Annotated in this window: 12 protein-coding genes and 1 pseudogene; 4 read left to right on the forward strand and 9 right to left on the reverse strand. The window is 33.1% G+C overall.

Features of this window, described 5'->3' with window-relative positions; all coding sequences use genetic code 11:
• Positions 1-11: 11 nt before the first annotated feature.
• Positions 12-1,769, reverse strand: coding sequence for an Rne/Rng family ribonuclease (locus ABWU52_RS03485; protein ID WP_264704611.1), 1,758 nt, complete (start codon positions 1,767-1,769; stop codon positions 12-14).
• Positions 1,770-1,916: 147 nt separating this feature from the next.
• On the opposite strand from ABWU52_RS03485, the gene rpmG reads away from it, so the two are divergent.
• Together rpmG and ABWU52_RS03495 are read left to right on the forward strand one after the other, a co-directional pair.
• Positions 1,917-2,117 (forward strand): 50S ribosomal protein L33, encoded by a 201-nt coding sequence (rpmG, locus tag ABWU52_RS03490; protein WP_012481745.1) that lies wholly within the window; start codon positions 1,917-1,919, stop codon positions 2,115-2,117.
• 969 nt (positions 2,118-3,086) lie between these two features.
• Positions 3,087-3,383: a hypothetical protein gene (locus ABWU52_RS03495; protein WP_353277617.1), complete on the forward strand. Its 297-nt coding sequence runs from the start codon at positions 3,087-3,089 to the stop codon at positions 3,381-3,383.
• A gap of 367 nt (positions 3,384-3,750) precedes the next feature.
• On the opposite strand, the gene ABWU52_RS03500 is transcribed toward ABWU52_RS03495, so the two are convergent.
• The gene (locus ABWU52_RS03500; protein ID WP_353277618.1) at positions 3,751-4,626 is read right to left on the reverse strand and encodes a zinc ABC transporter substrate-binding protein; all 876 of its coding nucleotides are present in this window, start codon (positions 4,624-4,626) and stop codon (positions 3,751-3,753) included.
• Here ABWU52_RS03500 and ABWU52_RS03505 point away from each other — a divergent pair.
• Together ABWU52_RS03505 and ubiB are read left to right on the forward strand one after the other, a co-directional pair.
• Positions 4,618-5,349, forward strand: a complete 732-nt coding sequence (locus tag ABWU52_RS03505) for a metal ABC transporter ATP-binding protein (RefSeq protein WP_353277620.1) — start codon at positions 4,618-4,620, stop codon at positions 5,347-5,349. The genes ABWU52_RS03500 and ABWU52_RS03505 overlap by 9 nt on opposite strands.
• The gene (gene ubiB / locus ABWU52_RS03510) at positions 5,346-6,767 is read left to right on the forward strand and encodes a 2-polyprenylphenol 6-hydroxylase (RefSeq protein ID WP_353277622.1); all 1,422 of its coding nucleotides are present in this window, start codon (positions 5,346-5,348) and stop codon (positions 6,765-6,767) included. Before ABWU52_RS03505 ends, ubiB begins: the two co-directional genes overlap by 4 nt.
• A 142-nt stretch (positions 6,768-6,909) precedes the next feature.
• Here ubiB and ABWU52_RS03515 read toward each other — a convergent pair whose 3' ends face one another.
• From ABWU52_RS03515 to ABWU52_RS07305, 7 genes and pseudogenes are all read right to left on the reverse strand, one after another.
• A complete protein-coding gene (locus ABWU52_RS03515) occupies positions 6,910-7,641 on the reverse strand; it encodes a hypothetical protein (protein WP_353277624.1) in 732 nt (243 codons plus the stop codon).
• Positions 7,592-8,554 (reverse strand): ankyrin repeat domain-containing protein, encoded by a 963-nt coding sequence (locus ABWU52_RS03520; RefSeq protein ID WP_353277625.1) that lies wholly within the window; start codon positions 8,552-8,554, stop codon positions 7,592-7,594. Before ABWU52_RS03520 ends, ABWU52_RS03515 begins: the two co-directional genes overlap by 50 nt.
• Before the next feature lie 91 nt (positions 8,555-8,645).
• Positions 8,646-9,593, reverse strand: coding sequence for a thioredoxin-disulfide reductase (trxB, locus tag ABWU52_RS03525; RefSeq protein ID WP_264682645.1), 948 nt, complete (start codon positions 9,591-9,593; stop codon positions 8,646-8,648).
• Positions 9,580-10,179, reverse strand: coding sequence for a peroxiredoxin (locus ABWU52_RS03530; RefSeq protein WP_010401485.1), 600 nt, complete (start codon positions 10,177-10,179; stop codon positions 9,580-9,582). Before ABWU52_RS03530 ends, trxB begins: the two co-directional genes overlap by 14 nt.
• Before the next feature lie 160 nt (positions 10,180-10,339).
• The gene (locus tag ABWU52_RS03535) at positions 10,340-11,515 is read right to left on the reverse strand and encodes a hypothetical protein (RefSeq protein ID WP_353277627.1); all 1,176 of its coding nucleotides are present in this window, start codon (positions 11,513-11,515) and stop codon (positions 10,340-10,342) included.
• Positions 11,516-11,662: 147 nt separating this feature from the next.
• Positions 11,663-12,028 carry a hypothetical protein gene (locus tag ABWU52_RS03540; protein ID WP_246433208.1) on the reverse strand — a complete coding sequence of 122 codons (366 nt, stop codon included), beginning with the start codon at positions 12,026-12,028 and terminating at the stop codon, positions 11,663-11,665.
• A gap of 57 nt (positions 12,029-12,085) precedes the next feature.
• Positions 12,086-12,238, reverse strand: a pseudogene (locus ABWU52_RS07305) (IS630 family transposase); the annotation flags it as partial.
• Between the last annotated feature and the right edge of the window lie 39 nt (positions 12,239-12,277).

The raw sequence follows: 12,277 nt of genomic DNA on the forward strand, positions 1-12,277 counted from the left end.
ACAAGTCCCGTTTAGTTGTTAGAGCCCAAAAGGCGCGAAAGCCATTTAGTTAACCAAAAGTTGCCCGGTAGTTTATCTGAACTACCAGCTTCTTTATCCCTGCTATTCACAATTTGACATCCAGAATTCTGCAATGGCTTATAATCATTAAAATTAATATGGTCTCCTTGCTTTAAAATAAATGTATCTGCATCTAAACTATTATCAATACTAACATTTAATGTAATATTGAACTCTTTTTCGATTGTAGAAACCATATCACGCTTATTATTAAAAATGTGCGCTATAACTGCACTGCGTGCTATTAAATCAAAGGACTTATTTTGATTTTTATTAGCAATATGTTGCAAATCCCTTAGTATCGATGCAACAACCACTTCGTTTGATTTCACTCTTCCAATACCTTTACAGCGTAAGCACTCTGTAGTATTAATTTCCTGTATATTTGGTTTAATTCTTTGTCTTGAAAAGACCATTAAACCAAAGTCATTGATAAAGCTAAATTGAACTTTAGCTCTATCATCTTTAAACGCCTGCTTGATAGCAAATTCAACATTTTTGCAATACTCAAGTTTCAACATGTCAATAAAATCAACAACTATTAACCCTGATAAGCCCCTGAGATTCGCTTGCCTTGATATTTCAGATAATGCCTCCATATTAGTTCTATAAGCTGTTTCTTCTATGTTATCTTCTCCTGTCATTTTCCCTGAATTTACGTCTATTGAAACAAATGCCTCAGTTAAGGTTATCACCAAAGACCCACCAGATGGTAATTCTACTCTATTGCTATATAATTCAGAAATTTGATCTTCGACTCGATAGTAAGTAAAGATTGGAACAGAGCCTCTATATAACCTAGGACGTAATTTTCCTTGTAACACATTTTTAGTGTATTTTCTTACCGCTTCACAAACTTCTCTATCAGATACTATAATTTCTGTATCATTACTACAAAAGTCACGTACAGATCTCATAACTACATCTGCTTCGTTGTAAATTAATGATGGAACATTTAAAGAAGAGAAGTTTTGCTGGATATTTTGCCATAATAAGGTCAAATTATCGTAATCTTGCTCAATTTCTTTCTTACTTTTTCCTGCACCAACAGTTCTTACTATTAAACCTGAGCCTTTTGGTAAATTTATTGAATTTAATATATCCTTTAACTGTTTTCTAACGTTGGTATCTTCAATTCTGCGAGATACTCCACCCCTACTTATGGAATTGGGCATGAAAACACAGTATCTACCGACCAAAGTTACGTATGTTGTAAATGAAGCTCCTTTATTTCCTCGTTCTTCTTTAGTTAATTGAACCAATAACTTTTGATTTACTGAAATCACATCTTGTAACTTATATTTTCTATGTAAAGGTACCTCCCTCACAAAACCACTGCTGGATTCATTACTAGCTGTAGAATCTAGGCCTTCTTCTGTGCAATTATCATTTGAACAGTCCACACCGCTCGAATAGCCTTCGTCAGGGAAAATTTCCTTCTCTTTTTCTGGAATATTAAAGTAATTTAGAGATATCTCAGAAAAAGACAAAAAACCTTGCTTATTTTTTCCATACTCAATGAACACGGCCTGCAAAGCAGGCTCTATACGCTTTACATAAGCAACGTATATATTACCTCTTAATTGTCTTTTTTCCTTGAATTCTTGTTCAAACTCTACAACCCTACCATTAACTAGTAGGGCAACCCTTACCTCGTTAGAACAGGTAGTACTTTCTATCAATAATAACCTTTTGCCATCACTCGCCACTTATTTACCGTCTGCTTTTCATTCTGAAATCTTCTTATACTACTTAATATATTATTGATTGTCAAGAATTTTGCGACCTGCATTATTGGGTTGACTTTCAGTGTTTTGCGTTCTAAACTTGCATAGAATTATTATATCACTACAATTATGGCGAAAAAAAATGCTTCTTTGCTTGTCAAGCTAGTTAGCACCGCAACCAAAACAACAAAAACTGGAGAAGAGAAACTAACAGGCTATTTTTGTGTAAAAAAACGTAATCCTAAGAACCTTCCCAAGAAGCTCGAGTTTAGAAAGTATGACCCAGTGGTCAGAAGACACGTATTATTTAAAGAAGAAAAATTAAAGTAAGTATATTATCATGCAAAGCTTACAGCTAAAAGGAGTGTAGCTTATTGCTCACTAGTTATACTGTTTTGCATTAGAGAAAGTCTATTTGAGGTTTTGAAAGATTACGGTAACTTGTATAAGTTACGGGGAATTGAGCCACCTGAATAAGGGCTGAAAATGGTAGCGTTTTTGTCCTGATCTGGCCTTTTTATTGCTTAAATGGAAAAAAGTCATTAGAAAGCTTGGCAAGTGTAGAAGTTTTAGTATAAATTTACTGTTTTTAATGTACACTAAAGGTACTAGATAGGCTACTTCTTTTTATTTTAAAAAATTACCCACAGTATTATGTATAAATGCACATAATTATAGTTCTTATAGTATGTTCTTACTAAAGAAGTCGAAAGTGCCCCTATAAAAATTAAAGGTCAGTTATCAACAACTTAGTTCTTCAATTTATTAAATAAGACTTGATAAGACTTGATCTGACACTTTAAATGATCCAGATAGTCTATATACCATCACACTCTGGGACCATACACTTAGAGGTTGTTCACAAACTTTTGAATTCTTTTGTTAAACTTTTACAGAAAAAAATTGCTTGCGCATATTTTAAATCTGACTATAATCATATTCAAAGATATTTTAAGAGCTCAAAATCTATCTTTATCTGCAGACTTTTTTCATTAAACAATCAAACTCATTAAAAAATGTGGCATATCTTCTTCAGCGTACGTGGGTGCACACACATACTTAATCTCTGTCGTATGTGCGCCGCACTTTTTTTTCTAATCTTTTTTACACAGGAGGATTTTATGTCCAGAATGCCAGATACTTGATCTTTACTTTAGCTAAAAACCAATAGGCGCCTATGGTTTTTATAAAGAAAGTTTAGAAAATAACCAAAAACCACTTGCCATAAAAAGTAACTATATTAGTATAATATTCACATTTATATGTTAATATAGATATAATAAGATTAAGGAGTATATTATGGTAAAATTTACACAAGATTCTGCTTCATTGACAGTGCATGGTGTTGATTTACTTAATTTGTGCCACAGACAGTGTGAAAATAAATACGAGGGTAATGATTTATTGACAAAAATTAATAGATCTTGGTGTAAGGCTGACTGTAATAGAAAATTAAAAGCTCCTGAACACCATTCACCAGAAAAAGTAACACTTAGTGAACAGTTAACAGATATTGCAAGTAATCTCCGTTTTGAGAGCATAAAATTATCGCTTATATCAGATGAAATAGACAATTACAATTCAATGTCTTTTTAATTAGAGTAAAAGAAGATATTGGTTATCTTCTTTTTTTTATACGATTATTTCTATAATTAACTACTTGAAATTAAGTTCGTTCAGGCAAGATAATTATGAGTAAAAATAGCAGATGCAAGTAGCTGGCACACAGCTGTACGAGCATTCATTTTTGAGGGCATAGCAAATGGTGTCATTCAAGTAGCTGACATTGGCTTGCCCTAATCTCATCAAGAACGTTGTGCTTTAACATAATATTTTTATGCTTACCAACTTAACTGAATCCCAGACTGGGATGATATACTTCTGGTAGATAATGTCGGTATAGTTGTGATTGGAATAGAAAGCACTAAGTTTGCAATGCTATCTGAATAGATAAAAGAACTCATTACTCAGTGAAACAAGACTTGAAATTCTGTGCAATGCTGCTGATTATATCTAGATATGCATCCTTTCCAGGCTCTACATCTGATCCAATAGGATCAAGAATCACCATTTTTACGTCACTAGAAAAGACATTAGGCTTTATGCTATCCTCTCGTGAATGAGAAACAATACATTTAACGTTTTCCTCTTTCATTACCTTTTTTAATTTCATTAAACTCTTCATACCTATGTAAGAATCTTCTTCTATAGAAAGAATGGCGCTTGGGTAACTTAAATCAAAATATTTTTCGAAATATTGATAAGCATCGTGAGTAACTATGTATTTTTGATTTTTTAACTCATCCAATTCTTTCGTAATTTTTTCTACTTCTTGGTCTATCTTTCTTATAGCCTCCTCTGCGTTAGTATTGTATCGATAGGCATTTTCTTTATCTATATTAGATAATGTTGCACTGATAGAAAGTATCATACTTTTTGCATTTTCAGGACTCAGCCAAATATGCAAATCTTTTTCATCTTGAATGTGACTAGAAAATGAATGTGGTCGAGCAGGAAGTAGATCGATTGCACTTGATAGCGGTATTAACTTCTTATTTTCTTTAGTGAAAGTTTTAATGAATGTTTCCAAAGAATCATCGATATAAAATATAATATTACTAGATTCTAATTTACTTGCGTCTGAAGGCCTGAGCATGTAGTTATGTTCAGACACTACTTCGTACATTAGTAGTTCTGGCTTTGAAATTCCATCTGTAACAGAAGCTACAAGTGAGTGTATAGGTTTGATTGTAGCTACAATTTTTAAATTGGATGAAAAGGCACTATTGTAGTATAATGTAAATGAAAGTAATAGAAAAAAAAACAGTAAATGTCTCATATAAATGTTGAGAAGAAGTCAATTTTTGCCAAAAAATCAAGTAGTGTCAATAACTGCATTCTAAAAATAGAAAACCTTACTCTTTCATACGGTAATAAAAAAGTTCTTGATAATATCAACATATCAGTACAAAGAGGAGATATAGTTACAATACTTGGTCCAAATGGCGGAGGTAAAACCTCTTTAGTGAAAGCAGTTGCTGGTATAAATAAAGGTTTTATTGGCAGTATTGTATTCGCTGACAATATAAAAATTAGCTATATGCCACAAAATTTTAGTATTGGTAATTTGATGCCAATAACAGTTGAGTCTTTCCTTTTCAATAGCTCCTCGAAGAAATTGAAGAAAAATCAACCCATTGTTACAGAAGCAATAGAATTGGTTGGTATCGGTAACATCCTAAAAAATCAAGTATTAGAAATCTCTGCAGGACAAACACAATTACTGCTGCTTGCACGCTGTTTAATTTCAGAATCTGATTTGATCATTTTAGATGAACCAGTCAGTGCAATGGATATTAACGCACGAGCTAAATTTTATGATATTATAAATAAAATCGCAAAAGAACGATCAGTGTCGATTCTCATGACTTCTCATGACCTTAACTCTGCTCTACCATCCTCAGATTACATAATTTGCATAAATAATACTATCTATTATCAAGGTAAACCTGATGAAATTATGGAGATAAATGAAATATTTGGCAGTTACGCAGCGAAATGATTCAAAATATTCTACGTCTTCTGCAAATAACTACAGTGCTAACACGCTACAATGTGTTACCTTATTTACTTCCACCATCAAAAAAATCAATAAATAAAATACAAGGTCATAAACTAAAGCGTGCTCTTGAAAGATTAGGTCCGGTGTTCATTAAATTTGGGCAATCCATTTCATCACGCACTGATATTTTAAATGAGGACATAACAAATAACTTGCTATTGATATGTGATAGATTGCCATCATTTTCGTATAAAATAGCAGTTAAAACTATAGAAAGTGAGTTTAATTGTAAATTAAGCGATATTTTTTCAAGCTTTTCTGAAAAGCCAATTGCAGCAGCATCAATTTCTCAAGTGCATAGAGCAGTTACAACTGCAGGTAAGGAAGTTGCTGTAAAGGTTTTAAGGCCAAATATTGAGAAAACATTCTCAAGGGATATAAAAATGCTTTCTTGGCTTGCAGAAATTGCAGAAAAATTTAGTGAACAATCAAAAAGGCTGAAGCCAGTTGAATTAGTCAAAACTTTTGCTGAAATTTGCCGATTAGAGTTAGATCTACGTTTTGAGGCTGCCCACTCTTCGGAACTGAAGGAAAATACTAAACATGACAGAGGTTTCTACGTACCTGAAATAGATTGGAGTAGAACTTCAAAAAAGGTTTTAACATTAGAATGGATGGAAGCTATACCAATATACGAAGTTGAAAAGCTGAATAACCGAAAGCAAATAGCTATCAATCTTATAGAATCTTTTTGTAATCAGGTATATAGGGATTGTTTTTTTCATGCTGATATGCATCCTGGAAATTTAATGATCGATAGTAATAACAATATTATTGCCCTGGATTGTGGAATCATGGGTAGAATAGATCGTGAGACATGCTATTACGTTATAGAGATACTCAAAGGCTTTTTAAATAGGGATTATGATCACGTTGCAAAAATGCACTTTAGAGCCGGTTATGTTCCATCACAGCATAGAAATTTTGTTACAGCTTGCAGAGCAATAGGTGAGCCCATTGTTGGACAGCCTATACAGAAGATTTCATTTGCTCGATTACTTACTCAGCTACTAAAAATAACTGGTGATTTTGATATGAAAGTTCAAACACAATTATTATTGCTACAGAAAACTATGATCTTATTAGAAGGAACATGTAGAAAAGTCTATCCAGAAATCAATATGTGGAAAGTAGTTGAAACATGGATAAACAGTCAACATGAAAGTAAAATAGGGTATAGGGAAAAAATTAAAAGCTCTTATCCCATCAAAACAATCCAAGGGATATTTAGCCTTATAGAAAAATTAAACCTAATAGCTGACAAAAAATTACAAGTAAAAAATAGATCAAATGGAAAAGCCTACTTTTTACTTTGGTCTGTAATTATAATTCTCATCGTTAAACTTTTAATTTCTTGAACTAAAAGATAATAAAAGCAAGTTTACAACAACTATTTAAGTCTTGAAACCACTCAGGTTCACATTCACTCGAATTATCAAGGTATTTTCAGGATGTATAAAACTTTCAGTAGAGTTTAGAGAAGAAGTAAAAACCTTAACTTCATCCTAAACTGATAACATTACCAAGCTCAGTGCTTGTCACATCACTCAGCACTGTACTTGCTTTATATGAACAGTAGCACCCAATTGTAAGGAAGACAAATGCAGCTATAGTAAGTGAAATACATATTTCTAAATTCGATATTGTTAAACATGTACCAACAGCAAACGCTCCAGATAACACAAAAGAAGCAGAGGCATAGTTACTTTGCCTTCTATTATAAATGTTTGCTTCTGAAAGTTTTCTGTTTTTGTTCTTTAAGTCTTGATTTTGAGCTTGAAGTTCTAATCTCTCTTGCCTAAAATTCCTTTCTAACTGTGAAATTTTGTTAGTGTCTCTTTCACTTACAACCCTACCCAACTCTTGCTCTTTTTTTCTAAGTTGAGTTTTTGTTCTTTCAAGCTCATCTCTAAGGTTTTCAAGTTGACTTTTTTCTCTAGTAAGTCGAGCTACTTGATCAGTGAAAGTGTGAATTCTTTCTTGATTATCCTGCCTTACTTGTCTCAACTCCCTTTCTAACTGTGAAATTTTGCTAGTATCTCTTGTTCTTTCGCTTACGACCTTATTCAACTCTTGCTCTTTTTCTGCAAGTTGAGCCTTTGTTCTTTCAAGTTCACCTCTAAGGTTTTCAAGTCGCTGCAATTCTTGCGCAATAAACTCATCGTTTATTGCTGGTTGAACATTATGTGTATTTGCTACAGGTTGCTCTGCACTTGTAGGGGAATTTTTCATTTAGATATTCTCTGACAGGATTAAAACTTTTAAGCACCTCAATAACAATTTGATCATTCATAAAGCAATTATCTTCCACTAATTCTTTTACATCATCCAAATCTTTTTTATCAATAGTATCAGTTAATCGCTCTTTAATAGTGCGTTCAATTATCTGCTTTACCCGTTGATTTTGCTCTATAGCTGATATTGGTTTTATTTGACTAAAATCTAGCTCCTTATGTTTTAAAAGTTTAGTCAATACTTCCTCGTTATCTTGTGTTATTCCTTGTAAACATGATTTGATAATCAGGCTAAGTGGTGTTTCTATTTCTCCATTTAAATTTCTTTTCCAGCAATTAGGGTTGAATTCTTGATTTAATAGTACTTTTGCTTCATGGAAATTTCCACGAGAAAGAACATTTAATAATTGTCTTCCTGTTTGTGCTTTTTGTATTTCTATTATCAAATGCTCAGCACGATTTTTTCTAGCACATTGCTCAGGATTTTGAAAAATTTTATTTAGTAGATCAATACTTATTCTCGGATGACTTAGTAAGAGTTGTAACACTTTCTTTTGAAGAAAGCACATTGCTAGATGCAAAGCTGTATTGCCATCACGTTTTTCATGAATATTAACATCTATGCTTTGGTGAAGTAGAAGTAACCTAATCATACTCTGATATTCTTTCTCTGCTCCAGAGCCTGAAGATAAATTACTAATTATGGATATCAAAGGTGTCATGCCTTCTTCATCAAACGCATTAACATCCGCACCTTCTGCTAGAGCTTGCTCAAAATCTCCTAGATTTTCTTCATTAATAGCTTCAAATAATTTTGTTGTTGATTGTCCTGAAGTTGTTTGATTTTGAATTCGTAATCCTACATCACTAACAACCCTTCTTCCAAAATCTACATTATTTTGCGAAAGCATACTAAATTCTCCCCAACCTATAATTTATTGACATAATTATAAAAAAAACAAAGAAAATTGCAAGTAACTTAGTTAAAAATTTTAGAATTAATTATGATTCCAAAAACTTTTCCGCATCAAGTGCAGCCATGCACCCTGTTCCTGCGGCAACTACTGCCTGGCGATATACCTTATCTTGAACATCACCAGCAGCAAACACCCCTGCCCTACTGGTTAGAGTTGTTCCAGGTTTCGTAATTATATAACCTTGCTGATCCATTTCAACAAAGCCCTTAAAAATACCTGTATTTGGTGCATGCCCAATTGCAATGAACACTCCATCTACTTTCAATTCCTGGGTTTTATTGATGTCTGTCGATTTAATTGTAATGCCAGTAACTTTTTTAGGATTTTCTTCTCCAAGAATCTGCTCTACGGTATGATTCCATATTACCTTTATCTTATCATTTTTAAAGAGCCTGTCTTGCATTACTTTCTCTGCTCTTAACTTATCACGCCTGTGTATCAGTATAACTTCCTTAGCAAATCGAGTTAAAAATATTGCTTCTTCAACAGCAGTATTTCCACCACCAACCACAGCTACAACTTTATTTCTAAAAAATGCACCATCACAAGTTGCGCATGCCGAAACTCCGTAACCTTGAAATTTCTTTTCACTCTCCAGGCCAAGCCACTTCGCTTGCGCACCAGCTGCGATTATAATTGCATTCGAATAGTAGTCACTAGCATTACCACAAGATCTAAATCTATACTCATTAGAATCCTCAAGTTGTTCAACGCTTTTTATTTCGTCATCTATTATCCTTGCCCCCACCTTCTCTGCATGCAACCTCTTTTGTTCCATGAGTTCTGGACCTTGTATAGAAATAAAACCTGGATAGTTTTCAACATCCGTAGTAATTGTAAGCTGACCACCAGGTTGCATTCCTGTTACTACAATTGGCTCTAAATTTGCACGTGCTGCATATATAGCAGCAGCATAACCCGCTGCTCCAGATCCAATAATAAGAACTTTTGTACTCAATTTATAATTCTGCACTGTGTGAGTTTAGATAATCAGCCACTCCTTCATCGCTTGCCTGCATTGCTGGCTTACCTTTTTTCCACCCTGCTGGACATACTTCACCATGCTCTTCATTATGTTTTATTGCATCAATAATTCTAATAAACTCATCGATATTACGCCCTAAAGGAAAATCATTTATCGATTGATGACGTACAACAAACTTATCATCAATAACAAAAGTTGCTCTTAGTGCAATTGAGTCATCATATAAGACCCCATAGTCTCTTGATATAGACTTTTTGATATCAGACACTAAATTGTAGCTAACCTCTCCAATACCACCATCATTAACTGGAGTGTTTCGCCATTTATAGTGTGAAAATTTTGAATCTATACTTATTCCTATCACTTCAACATTACGTTTTGAAAAATCTTCTATTTTGTTGCTAAATGATATCAACTCAGTTGGACAGACAAAAGTAAAATCAAGTGGATAGAAAAAAAGGACAGCATACTTATCCTTTATATGTTTACTTAAACAGAAATCATCAACTATTTTTCCACTAGCAAGAACAGCCGAAGCAGTAAAATCGATAGCGGATTTTGTTACAAGATTCATAACTAACCTATTCATTCTTAATATTTATAATTTTATACCTTGATACATTTACATGCAAGTTTTCTTTAGCCCCAATCCTATAAAAACTTCCTCTTATTATGGCTGTAAAAATGTTATGATAAGAGCTAATTTTCATGAGTAGGGAAATACCCAAATATTACTATCTTTCACCTTTTCTCCCTTCAAATTTTTTAACCATTTCTTTTACACTTACATTCGTGGAAGGTAAATTTTTGCTGGCAAGATGGTTGATCGAAGATTTTTTATTCCCTACTGGAAATGAACGAGATTGTTTTCTCTTCACACTGATATCCGTTTGTGTTACTGAAGCAGTTTTGTTTTCAGCAGGCAACACGTTCTTTACTTGATTTCGCTCAAATCTTTCTTTTAATGCCTTTACTTTACTACTCTCGCGAGTCACTTCTTTTTTCATAGCAACTACTAGTACTTTTGGTCCATCAGCTTTTTTTGCTGATTCTTTACCATCTTGATTTTCAGATTTTAGTGGTAGTGTAGGGTTACTCTCAGCTGATTTTTCCACTACTATTTTTTGCTCTGTGCTTACTTTTTCGCCTAAATCTTTAGGCTTTGGTGGTACTGCAGGTTTATCTTTTTTCGGTTCTTGTCTAATTTTTTGATTGATAGTAAACATTTTCTCTGGTACTCTTGGTGGTTTTGGTGGTGCAAGAGATTGAAGTTGTTGTTTCTTCCTATGTTCTCTTTTTGCTTCTATATGTTCTTTAGAGATTGTTGCATAAATCGGCTCCTCTTTAATTGATTGTAGATTACGCAAATCTTTTGTTAAAGATTTACTTTTTTCCTCTTGATAATTTGATATTTCTTCATACTCAGGATCTTCGTTTAATGAACCTCCATAACCTGAATCTTCTCGCTCATATAAGAGATTTTTCTTTTGCTGTCTATTTTCTAAATTTATTCCATATGACCTATATTTATCTTGACTTCTTTCTATTCGCTCTAAATCTGAAATTTTTTGAATAACATCTGTATATTCGATTGCTGTTCTAGCAGTTGAAGGAGGCAATTTATCTTTTATAAAATTACTTATATTCCTAATCGAAACATCTCTTCCTAATATTCTATTGAATATCCTAAGAATTAATGGCTTTTTATTTGTCTTCTTTACACAATTATTCAAGTCATCACGTATAACAAGCTTAGCTACATCTTCTGCCTTATCTGTAAAACCCTCTAAAGCATGAGACAGATCTGTTACTGTTTTATAACATTGTTCCTCTGGATTTCCTAGATTTATAGCTTTGATCAGAGAATCAAGATTTTTTTTATAATCCTCACTTTTAAATGGATCATGCATACTAATTGTAATATTTTATTGAAATATAGATCTAAAATATTAAGATCTAGTAAATATTACTTTTTTAGTTCATATATAGCTATAGTTATACGGCGATAATGCGTAGCGGAATAACGATTTTGTCATTCTAGTGTCTGCTGTTACCCCTTATCTAGGTGTGTAAAAGTGAAATCTAGTTTCGCTATATAACACAGTCTCATACAAGTAGCTTCTCGATTGAGAGTTGTCTTCTGCATTGAGCTCAACATTATTTACTACTTTTTCAGTAATAATTTCGGCAAACTCAGGAGAAAGTTCTTTTGCAGAAAATGCAGCATGTACATCATTTTTAACAAAGAAACACGTAGCAAGTGCAAATACTGCTGTTGGTACACAGCACCAAGGAGAAGCTATACTAAAAAAAGTTGTAGAAGCTACTAAAGTAAATATTGCTTGAAGCATAATATACTGTTTATCAATTCCAACATATTCAGCCATCAATTTTCTAATTTTGTTATTGCTGCCGTATGGCAAAAAAATATCTTAATAAAAGCTGTTACACTATTACTAGCAAGATATCAATCACGCTCTATTGGATCTACGTTTTGATTTAAAATCGCCTATTTTCTTGCACCTTTTTGCCATTCATAGAATGTTAACTTTAAACCTCTTGGCTACAAATGCTCTACTTTCCCCTACATCCAATGCTTTTTTCCTTAAATCATAACTATATGCTGCTGGCATTCACATCTCCTCGCTACTTTACCTATTCCATCATGTTCG

This window comes from Wolbachia endosymbiont (group B) of Villa cingulata, assembly GCF_964028285.1.
Lineage (GTDB): Bacteria > Pseudomonadota > Alphaproteobacteria > Rickettsiales > Anaplasmataceae > Wolbachia.

What these genes read in the sequence shown, in the direction of transcription:
- rpmG (WP_012481745.1), top strand. Translation starts at nt 1,917, where the DNA reads ATGGCGAAAAAAAATGCTTCTTTGCTTGTCAAGCTAGTTAGCACCGCA.
- ABWU52_RS03495 (WP_353277617.1), top strand. Translation starts at nt 3,087, where the DNA reads ATGGTAAAATTTACACAAGATTCTGCTTCATTGACAGTGCATGGTGTT.
- ABWU52_RS03505 (WP_353277620.1), top strand. Translation starts at nt 4,618, where the DNA reads ATGTCTCATATAAATGTTGAGAAGAAGTCAATTTTTGCCAAAAAATCA.
- ABWU52_RS03500 (WP_353277618.1), bottom strand. Translation starts at nt 4,626, where the DNA reads ATGAGACATTTACTGTTTTTTTTTCTATTACTTTCATTTACATTATAC.
- ubiB (WP_353277622.1), top strand. Translation starts at nt 5,346, where the DNA reads ATGATTCAAAATATTCTACGTCTTCTGCAAATAACTACAGTGCTAACA.
- ABWU52_RS03515 (WP_353277624.1), bottom strand. Translation starts at nt 7,641, where the DNA reads ATGAAAAATTCCCCTACAAGTGCAGAGCAACCTGTAGCAAATACACAT.
- ABWU52_RS03520 (WP_353277625.1), bottom strand. Translation starts at nt 8,554, where the DNA reads ATGCTTTCGCAAAATAATGTAGATTTTGGAAGAAGGGTTGTTAGTGAT.
- ABWU52_RS03530 (WP_010401485.1), bottom strand. Translation starts at nt 10,179, where the DNA reads ATGAATCTTGTAACAAAATCCGCTATCGATTTTACTGCTTCGGCTGTT.
- ABWU52_RS03535 (WP_353277627.1), bottom strand. Translation starts at nt 11,515, where the DNA reads ATGCATGATCCATTTAAAAGTGAGGATTATAAAAAAAATCTTGATTCT.